The following is a 16,689-nucleotide window of genomic DNA, read 5'->3' as shown; positions in this document are numbered from 1 at the left end:
GCGACCACGGAGCCTTCACCTTGCGTGGCAGAATCAGGGTGCGATAATGCTCTTATTCTCTCATTCTTTATCAATGCTTATTTCGATCAGGCTTCTTACAGGTAGCGCCGATGAATCCTAATTATCTCGATTTTGAACAGCCCATTGCCGAACTTCAGGCAAAAATTGAAGAGCTGCGTTTAGTCAGCTCCGACAGTCAGGTAAATCTCTCGGATGAGATCTCTCGGCTGGAAGAAAAAAGTCGCAAACTGACGGAGTCGATCTTCAAGGATTTAACTCCCTGGCAGGTTTCTCAGCTATCGCGTCACCCGCAGCGTCCCTATACGCTCGACTATCTTGAGCATGTTTTTACTGACTTTGATGAGCTGCATGGCGATCGTAACTTCGCCGACGATGCCGCTCTTGTTGGTGGAGTTGCGCGGTTGAACGATGCGCCGGTAATGGTGATTGGCCATCAAAAAGGCCGTGACGTGAAAGAGAAGGTGCGCCGCAATTTCGGTATGCCGCGTCCGGAAGGTTATCGCAAAGCGTGCCGCCTGATGGAGATGGCCGAACGTTTCAAAATGCCGATTCTGACCTTTATCGATACGCCCGGCGCATACCCAGGCATTGATGCCGAAGAGCGCGGTCAGTCAGAAGCAATTGCCTACAATTTGGCCGTTATGTCTCGGTTGAAAACACCGATTATTTCTACCGTGGTGGGTGAGGGTGGCTCCGGTGGCGCGCTGGCTATTGGCGTTTGCGACGAGCTACAAATGCTGCAGTACTCGACTTACTCGGTGATCTCGCCGGAAGGCTGCGCCTCGATTCTATGGAAGAGCGCGACCAAAGCCTCTGACGCTGCTCAGGCCATGGGCATTACCGCCGAGCGTCTAAAAGAGCTTGGGTTTGTCGATTCATTGATTAAAGAACCGTTAGGCGGCTCGCATCGGCATCCTCTAACCACCGCTGAGCGCGTTAAAGAGGCGCTGTCTGCCAGCTTAGAGCGTTTGCAGTCGATGGACACCGAGGCGCTACTGGAACGCCGCTACAAGCGCTTAATGAGCTATGGCGCCCCAGCCGCTTAGCACACTGCAAAGCCTGCTTAACGACGCCCTGGCGGAAACCCCGCCGGGGCGCTCTGTTTGGGTGGCGCTATCCGGCGGTTTAGATTCGTGCCTACTGGTAACACTCGCCGCCATGGTAGGCAAGCAGGCTAATCGCTGCGTTCGCGCTGTTCATATCAATCACGGCCTTCAGGCGGCTGCCGAGACCTTTGAGGCGCATTCGCGGGCGCTGTGTGAACGCTTGAATGTGCCGCTGACAGTGGTCAATGTCACGGTGGCTGTGCAGGGGCAGGGTATCGAAGCCGCGGCGCGTAACGCTCGCTACGAAGCTTTTTACGCCACGCTAGCCTCTGGTGATGCGCTATGGCTTGCCCAGCACCAGGATGATCAGGCAGAAACGTTTCTGCTCGCTGCACTACGTGGCAGCGGGTTGCGTGGCCTGGTGGGCATGCCTTATCGGCGTGAATCTCAGGGCATTACGCTTGTGCGCCCCTGGCTGAGCGCACGTCGAGCCGAGTTGGACGCCGCAGCGCGTTCGTTAGCGCTAACGTGGTGTGAAGATCCTACCAATAGCGATATCAGCTTTGATCGTAATCGCCTGCGCCATCGCGTGCTGCCGGAGATCCAGGAGCGCTGGCCAGGAGCCGCGCGCGCGTTAGCGAATAGCGCGGCGCATGCGTATGAGGCGGATGCCGTGCTGGGCGAATATGTGGCAGCAGAGCTAGCGGGCCTTATGTCCAATGATGGTCAGGTGGATGTCGATGCGCTTAATCGATGCTCACGCCCGCGTCAGCGGCTGCTGGTGCGGGCGCTGTGCCAACAGCAAGGCTTGCCGCCGCCGCCGCAAAAACGCTTAGAAAGCCTGTTGGAGCAGCTTACAGCTAAGGCGAGTGCAGAAGTCTGCGTTGAGTGGCCGGGTGTTCAGGCGCGGCTATGGCGTCAGCGGCTCTACGTGATGACAAAGTTTGAATCGCTACCGCCATGGGACGTTTTCTGGGACGGTCAAACGCCGCTGGAAACGCCATTGGGGCGGTTAGGTTGGCAGGTGGCTTGCTCACAACGGCTGCGGGTAGCCTGGCGCAAGGGGGGCGAAGTGATTCAGTTGCCCGGGCGTGGTCGGCGCGATTTAAAGCGGTTGCTGCAAGAGGCATCCGTGCCGCCCTGGGAGCGCGAACGGCTAGTGGTGGTGATGCAGGCAGGGGCCTGTATTGGTGTGATTTCTCCTCCTGAGAGACTGCTCTGGCAGGCTGAAGGCGTCGAATTTACTCCTCAGCCTTTACCTGCTTAACCGCAAAGTTAAACCCCGCGGCTTGCATAAACGCCTGCTCCTGTTCGAGGTCGGTGCTCAGCAGGGTGGGTTCATCGCTTTCCGGCAGTGTAATCGTCAAACTGTCGCTATCGACGTTTATTAGCGGCAGCGCTGGCATCGCTTCAGGTCGAGAATGATTAAATAAAACCGCCAAGCGCAGCAGTCGGGCAAGCTTTTGAGCGCTTGCCTGCTGTGTTTCTGGCAGCGCCTGCCACTCTTTGAGCGGAAATTTGCGTCGATGGGCGCGCACTAGAAAGGCAAGCTGGCGCTGTTCCGGGCGTGAAAAGCCGGCCAGGTCCGAGTGTTCTAACAGGTAGGCCCCATGGCGGTGAAATTGGCTATGGGAAATCGCAAGGCCAATTTCATGCACATGGCTTGCCCACTGTAAGTGGCGTGCCTGGGCAGGGCCCAACGACCAGGCATGACGTACCTGATTAAATAAGCGCTCGGCGGTGTCGGCGACATTGGCTCCCTGGCGAGTATCTACATCGTAGATTCGCTTCAGCGATTCCAGGCTTTTCGAGCGTGAGTCTTCAGCACTATTGCGTCCCGCCATATCGTAGAGCACGCCTTCGCGCAGGGCGCCGTCCGCAAAACGCATTTGCGTGAGATCGAAGGCTTCAAAAATTGCGCCTAGAATGGCAACCCCTGCAGGAAAGACTTTAGCGCGATCAGCCTTTAGACCATCGAGTTCGACTTTATCCAGCTGCTTGCATTTCAGCAGGCGCTCGCGCAGTTTTTTTAACCCACTTCGCGTAATAACTCCTTCATGAGGCGTATCGCCGTAAGCATGCAGCACGCTAGCGGCAGCTTTGATCGTGCCGCTTGAGCCGACCGGGTCGTCCCAGCCTAAACGCTGATAAGGGCGCTGGATATTGGCGAGCTCTGAAAGGGCGGCAATTTCAGCACGGCGCATGCGTTTTTCGTTTAACTCGCCATCGGGGAAAAAGCGTCGAGAAAAGGTCACGCAGCCCATGCGTAGGCTTTCCAATGCTTTGGGTTCAAAGGCTTCGCCAATGATGAACTCGGTGGAGCCGCCGCCGATATCGACAATTAAGCGGCGGCCGTTTTCAGCCAGCGCGTGAGCAGCACCCAGGTAAATGAGGCGGGCTTCTTCGCGACCGGCAATAATCTCGATAGCGTGACCCAGCTGAGCTTCCGCGCGCTCAATGAAGGCTTGGCTGTTACGCGCGTCGCGCAGCGCGTTAGTGCCGACGATGCGTAAGTTGCCATAGGGAATGTCGCTTAGAAACGGCGCGAAGCGGCCCAGGCAGTCCAGCGCACGCTGTATGGCTGCTTCATTGAGCAGCCCATCATCATCTAAACCCGCTGCCAGCTGGACTTTTTCGCCCAGTCGGGCGACGACCTGTAGGCGCTCATGCTGATAGTTGGCCACCAAAAGATGGAAGCTATTGGAGCCCAGGTCAATCGCGGCAAAACGCTGCGGCGCAACGCTTTCTGTCTCCGCAGTGGCGGTAGTGGGTGTCGAAAGGTCCTGGGGCATACGCTATCCTTCTTATGATCTGTGCCAAGGTTGCGGTGAGCTTTATCCATTGTCAATTACCAAAGACTTGCGTTTGTCGCGATGCTTGACTACCATCGAGCTACTGGCTTGATATGACCTAGTTTGTTAGTGTGTCCACAAGCGCGGCGTTATGGTAACAAACCGTTTTACATTCGTCGTTCAAGTACGGCATCTTGGTCGCCCCAGACGTTACTCATGGTTTATCTCGTTAGCGTCAGCCAGATTTCCAAGTCGTCAGATAGCCCACTGGTTTCGCCACTCTCCTGTGCGAGCCGGATTAAACAACTGTTAGCACCCTCGAGTTGAGCCTTAATTACACTAATCAATAGTGTTATTAACTGAGCCCAATCAAGTTCCTTTCATTTTCGAGCGCGTGTCTTCTCCGGGGTCTGAACGCATCACACGGCGTAACTTAAACGCCTCCTGTCTTATTCCCGGCGCCTAGCGCCCAGCTTCCATGAGCAATTTTCTAACACACCGATGAATCTTACTGAACTCAAGCAAAAAACCGTTCCCGAGCTCCTCGATATCGCCCGTGAAATGGGTATTGATAACTTGGCCCGTTCGCGCAAGCAGGACATCATTTTCGCCATCCTGAAAAAACACGCCAAAAGTGGCGAGGATATCTATGGCGATGGTGTGCTGGAAATTCTTCAGGATGGCTTTGGCTTCCTGCGTAGCGCTGACAGCTCCTATCTGGCCGGTCCAGATGATATTTACATTTCGCCTTCACAGATCCGTCGTTTCAATCTGCGCAAGGGCGATTCCATTTCAGGCAAAATCCGTCCGCCGAAGGAGGGTGAGCGCTATTTCGCCCTGCTGAAGGTCAGTCAAATCAACTTTGACCGTCCGGAAAATGCCAAGCACAAGATACTGTTTGAGAACTTAACACCCCTGTTCCCAGACGATCGCATGCGTATGGAGATCGGTAACGGCTCCACGGAAGACCTTACCGCGCGTATCATTGATCTCACCGCGCCGATTGGTAAAGGCCAACGTGGCTTGCTGGTATCGCCGCCTAAAGCGGGTAAAACGCTGATGTTGCAAAACATCGCGACCTCTATCACGCGTAATAATCCAGAGTGTCATCTGATTGTGCTGTTGATCGATGAGCGCCCTGAGGAAGTCACCGAAATGTCGCGCACCGTGCGTGGCGAAGTGGTTGCATCGACCTTCGATGAGCCGCCAGCGCGTCACGTACAGGTGGCTGAAATGGTCATCGAGAAAGCCAAGCGTTTGGTTGAGCACAAGAAAGATGTGGTCATCCTGCTCGACTCGATTACTCGCTTAGCCCGCGCTTACAACACCGTGGTACCAAGCTCCGGCAAAGTACTCACTGGTGGTGTCGATGCTCACGCGCTCGAGAAACCAAAACGCTTCTTCGGTGCGGCGCGTAATATCGAAGAGGGCGGTAGCCTGACGATTATCGCCACAGCGCTGGTTGATACCGGCTCTAAGATGGATGAAGTCATCTTCGAAGAGTTCAAGGGTACCGGCAACATGGAAGCCCACCTGGACCGCAAGCTGGCCGAGCGTCGCGTATTCCCGGCGATCAATATCCGTCGCAGTGGCACACGTCGTGAAGACCTGTTGGCCTCTGAGGATGAAATGCAGCGTATGTGGATTCTGCGTAAGCTGCTCAATCCGATGGAAGACACCGCCGCGACTGAGTTCCTGATTGATCGTCTGAAAGACACCAAGACCAATCTCGAATTCTTTGAAGCGATGAAGCGCCGCTAGAGCGGCGCAGTAGCCAGCCAGGGAGCGTGCCTTGAAGTATAAAGACTTGCGTGAGTTCATCGCGGCGCTTGAAGCCCAGGGTGAACTCAAGCGTATCCACGTCGAAGTCGATCCTTATCTGGAAATCACCGAAATTTGCGACCGCACGCTGCGTGCCGGTGGCCCGGCGCTGTTATTTGAAAACGTCAAAGGCCACGACATGCCGCTGTTGGGCAACTTGTTTGGCACGCCCAAGCGGGTAGCGCTGGGCATGGGGCAGGACTCGGTAGAAGCGTTGCGAGAAGTCGGCAAGCTGCTGGCGTTTCTCAAAGAGCCCGACCCGCCTAAAGGCTTAAAAGATGCCTGGGACAAGCTGCCGATTTTCAAGCAAGTGCTAAGCATGGGGCCTAAAAACGTCAAAGGGGCGCCGGTGCAAGAAGTGGTTTATGAGGATGACGACGTCGACCTTGATTTGCTACCAATCCAGCACTGCTGGCCTGGCGACGCAGGGCCGCTGGTCACCTGGCCATTGGTGATTACCAAAGGGCCGCATAAAAAGCGCCAAAATCTTGGTATTTATCGTCAGCAGAAAATCGGTAAAAATCGCCTGATTATGCGCTGGCTCTCCCATCGTGGCGGCGCTTTGGATTTCTTAGAGTTTCAAAAAGAACATCCCGGTGAGCCGTTTCCGGTGGCGGTGGCTTTGGGCGCTGATCCGGCAACGATTCTTGCCGCCGTTACGCCCGTGCCAGATTCGCTTTCAGAGTATGCCTTTGCAGGGCTGCTACGTGGCTCGCGTACTGAGCTAGTCAAGTGCGGCCATGCGGATCTTGATGTGCCGGCATCGAGCGAAATCATCCTCGAAGGCTTCATCTATCCCGACGACATGGCAGCGGAAGGCCCCTTTGGTGACCATACCGGTTACTACAATGAGGTCGATCACTTTCCTGTCTTTACCGTCACCCGTATGACCATGCGCCGTGACGCGATTTATCATTCAACCTACACCGGGCGTCCGCCTGACGAACCAGCGATCCTTGGGTTAGCGTTGAACGAAGTATTTGTGCCGATTCTATGTAAACAATTTCCAGAAATTGTCGACTTTTATCTGCCCCCAGAAGGCTGTTCGTACCGCATGGCGGTGGTCACGATGAAGAAGCAATATCCTGGCCACGCCAAGCGCGTAATGATGGGGGTCTGGAGCTTTCTGCGCCAGTTCATGTACACCAAGTTTGTGATTGTGCTGGATGACGACGTTGATGCGCGCAACTGGGAAGACGTCATTTGGGCCATCACCACGCGAATGGATCCCGCACGCGATACCGTCTTGGTAGAGAATACGCCGATTGATTATCTCGATTTCGCCTCGCCGGTCTCAGGCCTTGGATCGAAAATGGGGCTAGACGCTACCAATAAATGGCCGGGTGAAACAGACCGGGAGTGGGGCACCCCCATTGTGATGGACGAAGCCGTTAAAGCGCGGGTGGATGATCGCTGGGAAGCGCTTGGGATTGGCCTTGATTTGCCGCCCTCTCGCCACGGCGGTTAAACGTGCGGCGTTATAGTTGGCCTAAATAGTTGACCGAATTTGCAAAAAGAGGCTTTCATGAGTGCAAGGACGTTGACTTGCCAAGTTACCGAAGTTGAGAACTTGAATCCCGATGTGTTTGGCGTGACGCTTGAAGGGCGCGCCGAAGCCATGCAGCATGCACCGGGCCAGTATTTAGAGCTTAAGTTAGACGATACCACCTGGGTGCCATTTTCGATTGCCAGCTTCGAGCGCGGGGATGGCATTATCGAACTGCATGTTCAGCATTGGCCGGAGCGAAGCAACTCCGTGCGCCTGCGAGAGCTGTTGAAGGTAGCAAACCAGCTGACGCTGCGGCTGCCGAGCGGTGAATGTGTGCTGGATCTCCAAAGCCAGCGGCCGCTAATGCTCATCGCCGCAGGTACCGGTTTTTCACAGATGAAGGCCATGGTTGAGGCGGTGCTGCACGAACAGCCAGATCGGCAAGTGTCGCTATGGTGGGCCGCACGCGAGCACCGGGATCTTTATCTAGAGCAGCTGGCCAGCCACTGGGCGCAAACGTATTCCAACGTTTCATTCCATGCGGTCACCGAGCTTCCGTTAGAGGAGCCGCTAGCGGCAGGAGAGCGGATTAGCCATCAGCAGGGGCGTATTGATGACGCCCTGAAGGCCGCGGATATTGCCCCGCATGTGCATGATGTTTATTTATCAGGCTCGCCAGGCATGGTGTATGCCTGCCTGGACGTGCTTGAAAGTAAAGGCATGCCATTAGAACGCGTGTTTTCAGATGTGTTCGCCTATGCGCCACGGGCTAAGTAGCATCCCAAGCATGAGCCGGCTTAGGCACACTCAATCTCTGTTTTTAAACCCCGTTTTTAAACCCAGTTTTAAGCCCTGTTTGACTTGAAGGGCACCGCTGAGCTGCAAGCTTTTAGCACATGAGTATTGCCATTTGAAACGCTTGCAGGCAGGATAAAGTCATTACGCCACCGCGGCAGCACTTAGGGCTATCGGTCTGAGCTTACCATTACCAGCGGAAAATCAGCATGCTACGACTCGCCACGCCATTCACAGTTAAGCCCCAGCCGATAACGGCTGAAGGCTTGCGTGTGAGCGTGGAAAGCCTTCAGCCAGTGCGTAGCGCTGAGCGGGTTAACAGCATCGCATCTTATTGGTATTGGTTTAGCCACGGTGTGCCCTTGGCCGACGCCTAACGTCGCGCTACCAGGCACACCACTAGGTTGCCTGCCGCAAGCACAGAAGCCCCGGTCGGTAACCCCGCCGGGGCTTTTGGCGTTTTTGGACGTATTTAAGTTCTTGTACGTATCGAGAGTGATCGTCATCATTATTTCATTAAGGAGCGGCACCATGATTTATCGCGCACTGACTAACGCTTTTGCTATCGGCTTTGTGGGCTATTGCTATGGCTGGCGATTTAGTGACGCGCGATCGGTGCTAGCTGCCACCTCCGATCGTGTTCGCCTAGGTGGTCACTTAGTCAATCGATGTACGATTACGGAGAGTTAATCATGAATGCGCCCATCAGTTCTGCTGTCAATTGCCCTGTAATACCTAACCCTAGTATCGATACAGCCTTCACTGCGTCATCTGCAAGGCTGCCTACCCCCGATACGCTTCGCCAGCGTGTTCCTCTTAATGACTCGCTACGTGAGCAGATTGCGCGCCAGCGTCACGCCGTGCAGCAAATTTTAAGCGGTCAGGATGATCGCCTGCTGGTCGTTGTAGGCCCCTGCTCGGTGCATGACCCCAAGGCGACGCTAGAGTACGCCGATCGTTTGGCCGCACTCAGCGAGCAGGTGAGCGAGCATATTTTACCGGTGATGCGCGTTTATATCGAAAAGCCGCGCACTACGGTGGGTTGGAAGGGGCTAGCCTACGATCCTGATTTGGATGGCAGTGGCGATATGGGGCGTGGCTTAGCACTTTCCCGTGAGCTGATGCATGCGGTTGCAGCACGCGGCTTGCCGGTGGCTACCGAGCTTTTGCAGCCAATGCTGGCACCTTATCTGGACGATTTGCTGAGCTGGGTGGCGATTGGCGCACGCACAACAGAGTCGCAGCTGCACCGCGAGCTAGCCAGTGATTTAGCCGCCGCGGTGGGGTTTAAAAATGCCACCAGCGGCGATGTACAGGTGGCGATTGATGCCATGGAGGCAGCGGCGCATCCACATCAGCGCTTCGCGGTTGATTCTCAGGGTCACCCTATTGTCCAGCAGGCGGCAGGCAATCCGCATACTCACGTCGTATTACGTGGTGGCCACGGTGAACCCAATTACCAGGCGCATCACGTGCGTGCGGCTATTGCCGCGTTGCGTAACGCTGGGCAAAATCCACGGCTGATGGTGGATTGCAGCCACGCCAATGCGCGTAAAGACCATCGTCGCCAGAGTGAGGTTATGCTGGATGTGCTGGCTCAGCGCCAGTCAGGCGAGGCCAACCTAGTCGCACTAATGCTAGAAAGCCATCTGTTTGAAGGCAAACAGCCATTAAAGCCCGGCGCAATGCGCTACGGCGTGTCGGTCACAGATGCTTGCATGGGCTGGGAAACCACCGAACATCTGCTCAAAACGGCCGCGGAGCGTTTAGCTTAGCGCAAGTGCTTGTTTGCCCTGGCCAGCCCCGTATCATAAGAGCGTTTCCAAAGATAACGAGGCTGGCTATGGTATTTAACCTAGAACATCACGACCCTGAGGCCTACCGTCGCAAAGCTCGTATGATTAGCTTTGCCATGGCGGGGCAGCTGATTATTTTTGGTCTATTATTTTCAATGCTGCTGACCTCTACCTTTGGCAGCAGCCTGTGGCTCAACGTCTTAGGCGTTGTGCTTGGATTACTAGCAACCAGCGCACTATTTGCCGTGCTGCGTGAGCGCCCGTGGATGGCAGAGGTGCGCTATGTTTGGCAGCTTAAGCATCACCTGTCACAAGTCAGCGGCTATCTTGCTCCGCTGCGGCGTGAACTCGAAGAGAACAATCGCACTGCGCTGGACCTACTGACTTTTTATCATCAGGGCATGGCGCAGTTAGCCGAGCTTAATGGGCGTACCGCCAATAGTGATCCAGAGCGTCTCGCCGAAAAAAGCCAGCTTAAAATAAAGCGCGAAGAGCAGGGGTTATCACCACGAGTAGAAAGTGTCGATACTCAAGACCTGCAAGCGTTCAAACGCGGGTAGGCACAACGCAAGCCATAGAATCCGTCATACAGGGAACCCATCACAGTGAATCCAGTACAATGAACATGCTAACAACACGCGTATGGGCGTCGGTCGTGACAGGGCTGATGGTCGCCTTAACGGGCTGTGCAGCAACGCCTTCAGCCGAAACGGCCGTTGCTAACCAGGCAACGCTGGAAAACCGGGCACCGTTTCTACCCTCGGCGCTTTTTCCCGGCTCTGCGCAGCAGTTTGAAGCGTGGCACTGCATGCCCGCTCAGCAGCACCTCGTCACCGCGACCAATGACAGCGACCTGCGCCTTTGGTCACTGCATGGTGCTTGGCGATTGCCCCAGGCGATTGTGGCCAGCGGCGCTCGCTATCAGGATGGTGAAATTAGCTTCTGGAATCGCGGTGACCAGGCACGCGTGGAAACGCCGCGGGGCCAGCTGCAGTGCTCGATTGCTGAGCAGCGTGATGCCTTAACTCGTGCAGAGCAGCCCGGCGTCATGTTCTTTGGCCAGGGCAATGAGCCAGGATGGTCGATTGCGTTAGCCCACGACACGCCGACGCTAATGATCGAGCTCAATTATGGTGAGGATAAAATCCAACTGCCCTACATGGTCAGCGTGATGGATAACGAGGCCGGCCGAGTGGTGATTGAAAATGGCGATGTCGAGCCCTTCTTTCGCGTTCGCATTGAGGCGGGGGCCTGCTTCGATGACATGAGCGGCAAGCCTTTCCCCGCCCGAGTCACGCTGACCTATGGTGGCGAGCAGTACAGTGGCTGCGGCCAGGGTATCGCTCCATAAGCCCTGCCCAATGCTCAGGCATTAACTTAACAGCGATAAGCCGTGGGCTCCGCTCGCCATGCATCCGCCACAAATTCGTTAGCGCATAGAGCGGAAGGGTTGCCGGTGGCGCGAGCGGCGAGGCGTAACAGCGTTTGCATAGGCAGTTCACGCGTATTTTCTAGCTGCTCGGTTACCGCCATGGGTGTCCAGCCGCCATCCTCTAAGGTTGCGAGTGTAAAGCTAAACGGGTGAAAGCCTGGAAAGCCGAGCCTGACATCGGTGGCAATCAGCGTCTCTTTACCGTCCAGCAAGCGTGTCTCGTAGCGTAAGAATGGGCCGGCAAACCATTCTAAACGCTGGCCCTGCTGGCTAGCGAGAGCGGCCTGTTCTAACTCAGCGTTTCGACGTAGCGGCTCAAGATGTGGTGAATGCTGGCCATCAAACAGACTGACCAAACTTTCATAGTAGCGATCGCCGTCCACCAGCGTTACGCGCCATAGCGCGATACTGAACGGCGCTGGTTGGATAAGTAAGGGCGCATCTTCCAGGCCTTGTGCCGCTAGCACCGGCGCTAAACGATGCTCCACCGCGGTTTTGGCGCCTATCGCCATGATGAGGTAAACGCTGGAGATGGCTAATCCCCAGGTGCAGGCTTTAGCTATCCGCCTTGAAGCCAAGCCGATGCCGAGGGCAATCAGCAGGGGCAGCGTGTAGAACGGATCGATAATAAAAACAATGGGCAGCGCGGCTGGGGGGAGGTCGAGAGGCCATAATAGCTGGGTGCCGTAAGTGGTCAGCGAATCTAACAATGGGTGAGTGGTCAGCCCCAGAGTAAAAAGCCACCACCAACGTTGAAAGGAGATATCGCGGGCAGGGGCAAAGCGTGTGCACAGCAGTGCCATTAGCGTGGCTAATCCGGTAAGCACAAACAGCGAATGGCTAAAGCCGCGATGCTCGGTGACATTGGCCACAGCATCGCCATAATCCAACACCACGTCCAGGTCCGGTAAGGTGCCGAGCACTGCGCCAATGAGTAATGCTTTGCCGCCAAGGCGGCGTCCTAGCACAGCACCGCCAATGGCAGCACCCAGCGCGGCTTGAGTGACTGAATCCACAGGTTTCTCCGTCGGGTAAACCCAGTTAAGATAAACGTTATGGTGTCATTGTACAGCGTTGCAATGTTTTGGTCTTGTTGTCACGCTTTTGTAAAGCATGGCTAAGATGAATTATTCACAGGAGTCGTTATGCAATATCTTCATACCATGGCGCGGGTTAGCGATTTAGACGCATCACTACATTTTTACTGCGACTTGTTGGGCCTCAAGGAAGTGCGTCGCAAAGAAAATGAGCAAGGCCGTTTCACGCTGATTTTCCTAGCGGCGCCAGCGGACGAGCAGCGTTCAGAGCGGCTGACCGCGCCTGAGCTAGAGCTGACCTACAACTGGGACCCAGAAGAGTATTCAGGTGGGCGCAATTTCGGCCATTTAGCCTATCGTGTCGATGACATTTACGCGCTTTGCCAATACCTGCAGGATAACGGCGTCACTATCAACCGTCCGCCGCGCGACGGCTATATGGCGTTTGTTAAATCGCCGGATGGTATTTCGGTAGAGCTGCTGCAGAAAGGCGATGCGTTAGCACCGCAAGAACCCTGGGCTTCTATGGAAAATAGCGGTAGCTGGTAATCCATTCGCGGGTCATCTATCTGCTGATCGTCGTTAAGCTTAATCGCTAAAGAGGGAAAGGATCATCATGACCATGAAAGGTTGGCGTTTATTGCCGCTGCTTGCTTCGGCCGCACTGTTGTTAAGTGCCTGTAGCAGCACCCCAGGGCCGAGCTCTGCAGGGGGAGGCCAAATGAGCGGCTCTTCGCTCTCAGGCCCTATCGTTGAGCAGCGCTGGAATCTATTGCTGGTTGGCACTGACGAGCGGCTGTCCATGTCGGAAACGCCCTATTTCCAGATTGCAAAGGACGGCAAGGTCAGCGGTTATGATGGCTGCAACCGCTTTACCGGTGAAGTGACGCTTGGCGATAGCCAGCGCATAGCGTTTAGCGAATTAGCGACAACCCGCATGGCGTGCCCCCAAATGGCCGATGCAAAGCGGGTAACGGATATGATGGAAACGGCCTACCGTTATTTAATTGATCATGATCGGCTGGTCTTTTTTGGTCCGGACAGCCGAGTGCTCGGCGGCTGGCGCGAAGGCAAGTAGGCTGTTCTGAGCACTACTTATTAGGCGGATTGAAGCGTGCGATAAAGCGCGCATCGATCCGCTTTTTCCATTTCCAAACCCATCGGCCTGAGATGCCAGCGTGACCATAGCTGGCAATGGCCCGGCCATCGCCGGTGCCAATCAGTGCCAGGACGCGCTTCGGCGCCTGCCAGTCCGTCAGCGGCTCGTCGTGGCAAGCGCGGCGAAGGTTCTCTGCTAGATGAGGCCCCATGCGCACCGCGTAAACGCCGGCGTTAGGCAGTGCTGGCGTTAGCGCGGCACAGTCACCGGCGGCAAAAATCCCCGGCTGATCGCTGGCTTCTAGCGTGTTGTTTACCCGAATAAAGTTATATTTATCCAGCGGTAATGCCGACTCTGCTAGCCAGCGATGGCCAACGGCGCCGGTTGCCCATAGCACGATATCTGCGCGAATCAGCATGTTGCAGTGCGTTAAAACGCCGCCGTCAACCAGCGCGGCTCCGCGTATTTGCGTGTGCACACTAATGCCCGCGCGTGATAGCGCACGCTGAGTTAGGCCGCGAGGCAGGCGTCCCGCGCCGGGCAACAGTCGATCAGATGCGCTGAGCAGATGCCCCTGCCAGTCAATATCTGCACGCTGGTGGCGTAGCTGCGCCATCACGCTCATCAGCGTTTCGCAGCCTGCCGCACCGCCGCCAATGCCGACAACGCGTTGAACGCCGCCGCTGGGCAGGTGCTGAACATGCGCCTGTAAGGCTTGCCAGCGCTCATGTAGCGAGCTTAACGGGCGCATCGCCATCAGCTTGGGCAGCCGTTCGCCATGCTGCTGAGGTGGAACGAGGGTGGAGCCGATGTTGAACGAGGCAATGTCAAAATCAATCCGGTCGCTATTTGCCAGCGTTACGTAACGCGATAGCGTGTCGATGTGGCGAACGGAAGAAAGCAGCAGCCGTGCATTGGCGCGCTGGCACAGTGCCGCCACGTCGATCTGAGTCTCACGCAGCGTACATTCACCTGCTAGCCATGTCGGCACGCTACCCGAGTAAGCTGCTAAAGCACTGTCGCTGACAACGGTAATGGCAATGTTTGGATCTGGCCGCTTTGCAAACGCTTCCAGCACAAAGGCATGGGCATGGCCTGCACCGATCAGCAGCAGCTGCTTCATTTTGCGTCACCGCGCCGCCAGTTGAAGTAGCGTTTCAATAGCGCCAGCACCCGCTCGGGCTTATGCGCATTTTTCCATACGCCTGCCGTTGCCTTGGCCGCCTCACCTAACGTGGGGTAGGGATGAATAGTGCCCAACAGCTTGTTAAGCCCCAGGCCATGCTTCATGGCGAGGGTAAACTCACCCAGCCACTCGCCAGCATTTTCAGCCACAATCGTCGCGCCGAGAATTTTATCTTTACCGGGTGCGGTGAGTACCTTGATAAAGCCTTGAGTGGCACCTTCGGCAATGGCGCGGTCGCTCTCGCTCATCGCATAGCGAGTCACTTCAAATGCAATACCCTTTGCTTCAGCTTCTTTCTCATTCAGCCCTACTCTGGCCACCTCAGGCTGAACGTAGGTGACGGCGGGCATAACACGGTAGTCCACCGCAAAGCTCTTGAATTCACCAAACAGTGCGTTGACCGCTGCGTGCCATGCTTGATGTGACGCAGCGTGGGTGAGCTGATAAGGCCCGGCTAAATCACCGCAGGCCCAGATATTAGGAAGCCGCGTTTGCAGCCGCTCGTTAAGCTCCAGCGTGCCCGCTTGAGTGGTAGTGATACCCAGCGCTTCTAGCCCCAAGCCCTCAAGGTTGGCTTGGCGTCCGGCACTCACTAATAGATAGTCAAAGGCGAGCAGCGTGCGTTCGCCTTGATGCTCAACGGCCAACTGGTAGCCAGCGGCATCACTTATCACTTCGAATGCCTTGGTATGGGACATCACCGTGACGCCTTCTCCAGCCAAGGTGTTTTCAATCAGTTCACCAACGTCATGGTCTTCACGCCCCAGCAGCTGGGCAGCTTCTTCTACCAGCGTGACGTGGCTGCCCAGGCGAGCAAAACTCTGGCTCAGCTCGCAGCCAATGGCACCACCCCCCAGTACAACTAGGCGCTTGGGTAGCTCCGTGAGCGACCAAAGGTTTTCTGAGGTTAAAACGGGGGCGCCCTCAATGCCCGGCAGGGCTGGAATACGTGGCCGTGCCCCGGTGGCCAACACGATATGGCGGGCAGTCAGCGTTTTATCGCCGACCTGGACTTCCCACGGCGAGATGAGCGTGGCGTGATTTTCATGCACTTCCACGCCTAAGCTGCTGTAGCGCTCTACGCTGTCGTGGGGTTCGATATCACGAATTGCCTGATGAACGTGCCCCATCACCTTGGAAAAATCGATCTCTGGTTCGCTGGCGCTGACGCCAAAGCGTGACGCGGTGCGAATCTCATGGGCTGCGCGGGCGGCGCGTATCAGCGCTTTAGACGGTACGCAGCCGGTATTCAGACAATCGCCACCCATCTTATTTTTTTCCACTAGAGCCACTTTGGCGTTCACGGCGCTAGCGATGTAGCTGGTGACCAGCCCCGCTGAGCCTGCGCCAATCACCACAATGTCATAATCAAAGCGCTGGGGGCGGGTGAAGCCCTGGTAGGCCTTGCGTTGCTGCACTAATAGCACGATGCGCCGGGCAATCCAGGGGAAAATCGCCAGCAGCGCAAACGAGGCTAACAGCGTCGGGGAAACGATGCCGCCCAGGCTCTCAAGCTCACCCAGCTGGCCACCGGCATTGACGAAAACCGCCGTGCCCGGCAGCATCGCAAGCTGGCTCACCCAGTAAAACGTCACGGTTTTAATCCGCGTTAGCCCCATGACCAGGTTGATCATGAAAAATGGAAACACCGGCACAAGGCGTAGCATAAAAAGATAAAAAGCGCCGTCGCGCTCAACGCCGCGGTTTACCGCTTCAAACTGGCGCGGAAAGCGTTTTTCAATCGGTTGGCGAAATAAAAACCGTGAGAGTACGAAAGCTAACGTCGCACCCAGCGTGCTGGCAAACGAGATAATGAGCAGCCCCCAGCCCAAACCAAACAGCGCACCGCCAAGCAGTGTGAGCAGCGTGGCACCCGGTAGCGAAAGGGCGGTCATCACCACGTAGACGGCAAAAAAGAGTCCCGCCACCTGCCATGGATTTTGATTAAACGCCGCTTGAAAGTCGCTTTGGTACGCCTTAAGGGTTTCTAGCGTGAACCACTGGTGGGCACCGCTCAGAAAAAACACGCCAATGGCAATGACCAGTAGCACGGCAAGAATCAAACGTTGTCGGGTCACGATAAGCTCCAGGGGCAGGGGGCGGGAGTAAGCATGCTGTGTTTAACTGCTTTTATATTGCGTTTAACTGCTTTTATATAAAGAGGGAGATTCACTC

General features: G+C 55.8%; 16 protein-coding genes. 12 read left to right on the top strand and 4 right to left on the bottom strand.

Going from position 1 to position 16,689, the window contains the following annotated elements:
* Window positions 1–110 precede the first annotated feature (110 nt).
* Window positions 111–1,067: an acetyl-CoA carboxylase carboxyl transferase subunit alpha gene (gene accA / locus CIK78_RS17415; protein WP_096282163.1), complete on the top strand. Its 957-nt coding sequence runs from the start codon at window positions 111–113 to the stop codon at window positions 1,065–1,067.
* Window positions 1,048–2,334, top strand: coding sequence for a tRNA lysidine(34) synthetase TilS (tilS, locus tag CIK78_RS17410; RefSeq protein WP_096282162.1), 1,287 nt, complete (start codon window positions 1,048–1,050; stop codon window positions 2,332–2,334). Before accA ends, tilS begins: the two co-directional genes overlap by 20 nt.
* Here the strand turns inward: tilS and ppx are convergent.
* Window positions 2,309–3,859: an exopolyphosphatase gene (gene ppx / locus CIK78_RS17405; RefSeq protein WP_096282161.1), complete on the bottom strand. Its 1,551-nt coding sequence runs from the start codon at window positions 3,857–3,859 to the stop codon at window positions 2,309–2,311. The two genes, tilS and ppx, sit on opposite strands and share 26 nt — an antisense overlap.
* Window positions 3,860–4,360: 501 nt before the next feature.
* Here ppx and rho point away from each other — a divergent pair.
* The 8 genes from rho (at window position 4,361) to CIK78_RS17375 (ending at window position 11,111) form a co-directional block, all read left to right on the top strand.
* Window positions 4,361–5,620, top strand: coding sequence for a transcription termination factor Rho (gene rho / locus CIK78_RS17400; protein ID WP_007111700.1), 1,260 nt, complete (start codon window positions 4,361–4,363; stop codon window positions 5,618–5,620).
* A 31-nt stretch (window positions 5,621–5,651) separates the two neighbouring features.
* Window positions 5,652–7,148, top strand: a complete 1,497-nt coding sequence (gene ubiD / locus CIK78_RS17395; RefSeq protein ID WP_096282160.1) for a 4-hydroxy-3-polyprenylbenzoate decarboxylase — start codon at window positions 5,652–5,654, stop codon at window positions 7,146–7,148.
* Between the two features lie 57 nt (window positions 7,149–7,205).
* The gene (locus tag CIK78_RS17390; protein ID WP_096282159.1) at window positions 7,206–7,946 is read left to right on the top strand and encodes an FAD-binding oxidoreductase; all 741 of its coding nucleotides are present in this window, start codon (window positions 7,206–7,208) and stop codon (window positions 7,944–7,946) included.
* A gap of 227 nt (window positions 7,947–8,173) precedes the next feature.
* Complete coding sequence (locus tag CIK78_RS17900) at window positions 8,174–8,341, top strand: hypothetical protein (RefSeq protein WP_176483420.1); 168 nt, start codon at window positions 8,174–8,176, stop codon at window positions 8,339–8,341.
* 154 nt (window positions 8,342–8,495) lie between these two features.
* A complete protein-coding gene (locus tag CIK78_RS17960) occupies window positions 8,496–8,654 on the top strand; it encodes a hypothetical protein (protein WP_192535969.1) in 159 nt (52 codons plus the stop codon).
* 2 nt (window positions 8,655–8,656) lie between these two features.
* Complete coding sequence (locus CIK78_RS17385; RefSeq protein WP_096282158.1) at window positions 8,657–9,739, top strand: 3-deoxy-7-phosphoheptulonate synthase; 1,083 nt, start codon at window positions 8,657–8,659, stop codon at window positions 9,737–9,739.
* Between the two features lie 68 nt (window positions 9,740–9,807).
* Window positions 9,808–10,320, top strand: coding sequence for a DUF3087 family protein (locus tag CIK78_RS17380; protein ID WP_096282157.1), 513 nt, complete (start codon window positions 9,808–9,810; stop codon window positions 10,318–10,320).
* A gap of 65 nt (window positions 10,321–10,385) precedes the next feature.
* On the top strand, window positions 10,386–11,111 hold the full coding sequence (locus tag CIK78_RS17375) for an MliC family protein (RefSeq protein WP_255249115.1): 726 nt from the start codon (window positions 10,386–10,388) through the stop codon (window positions 11,109–11,111).
* 26 nt (window positions 11,112–11,137) lie between these two features.
* On the opposite strand, the gene CIK78_RS17370 is transcribed toward CIK78_RS17375, so the two are convergent.
* Window positions 11,138–12,208 carry a metal-dependent hydrolase gene (locus CIK78_RS17370; RefSeq protein WP_096282155.1) on the bottom strand — a complete coding sequence of 357 codons (1,071 nt, stop codon included), beginning with the start codon at window positions 12,206–12,208 and terminating at the stop codon, window positions 11,138–11,140.
* 129 nt (window positions 12,209–12,337) lie between these two features.
* Between CIK78_RS17370 and CIK78_RS17365 the strand changes: the two genes are divergently transcribed.
* A complete protein-coding gene (locus CIK78_RS17365; protein ID WP_096282154.1) occupies window positions 12,338–12,778 on the top strand; it encodes a VOC family protein in 441 nt (146 codons plus the stop codon).
* Window positions 12,779–12,845: 67 nt separating this feature from the next.
* Window positions 12,846–13,307 (top strand): META domain-containing protein, encoded by a 462-nt coding sequence (locus CIK78_RS17360; protein WP_096282153.1) that lies wholly within the window; start codon window positions 12,846–12,848, stop codon window positions 13,305–13,307.
* Window positions 13,308–13,320: 13 nt separating this feature from the next.
* On the opposite strand, the gene CIK78_RS17355 is transcribed toward CIK78_RS17360, so the two are convergent.
* A complete protein-coding gene (locus CIK78_RS17355; protein ID WP_096282152.1) occupies window positions 13,321–14,451 on the bottom strand; it encodes an FAD-dependent oxidoreductase in 1,131 nt (376 codons plus the stop codon).
* Window positions 14,448–16,592, bottom strand: a complete 2,145-nt coding sequence (locus CIK78_RS17350; protein ID WP_096282151.1) for an FAD-dependent oxidoreductase — start codon at window positions 16,590–16,592, stop codon at window positions 14,448–14,450. The genes CIK78_RS17355 and CIK78_RS17350 overlap by 4 nt, the downstream gene beginning before the upstream one ends.
* Window positions 16,593–16,689: the final 97 nt, after the last annotated feature.

The sequence above is a fragment of the Halomonas sp. JB37 genome, assembly GCF_002332255.1.
GTDB classification, from domain to species: Bacteria; Pseudomonadota; Gammaproteobacteria; order Pseudomonadales; family Halomonadaceae; genus Vreelandella; species Vreelandella casei.
Note: the sequence above shows the minus strand (reverse complement) of the source record. Positions and strands in the feature narration are given on the sequence as shown.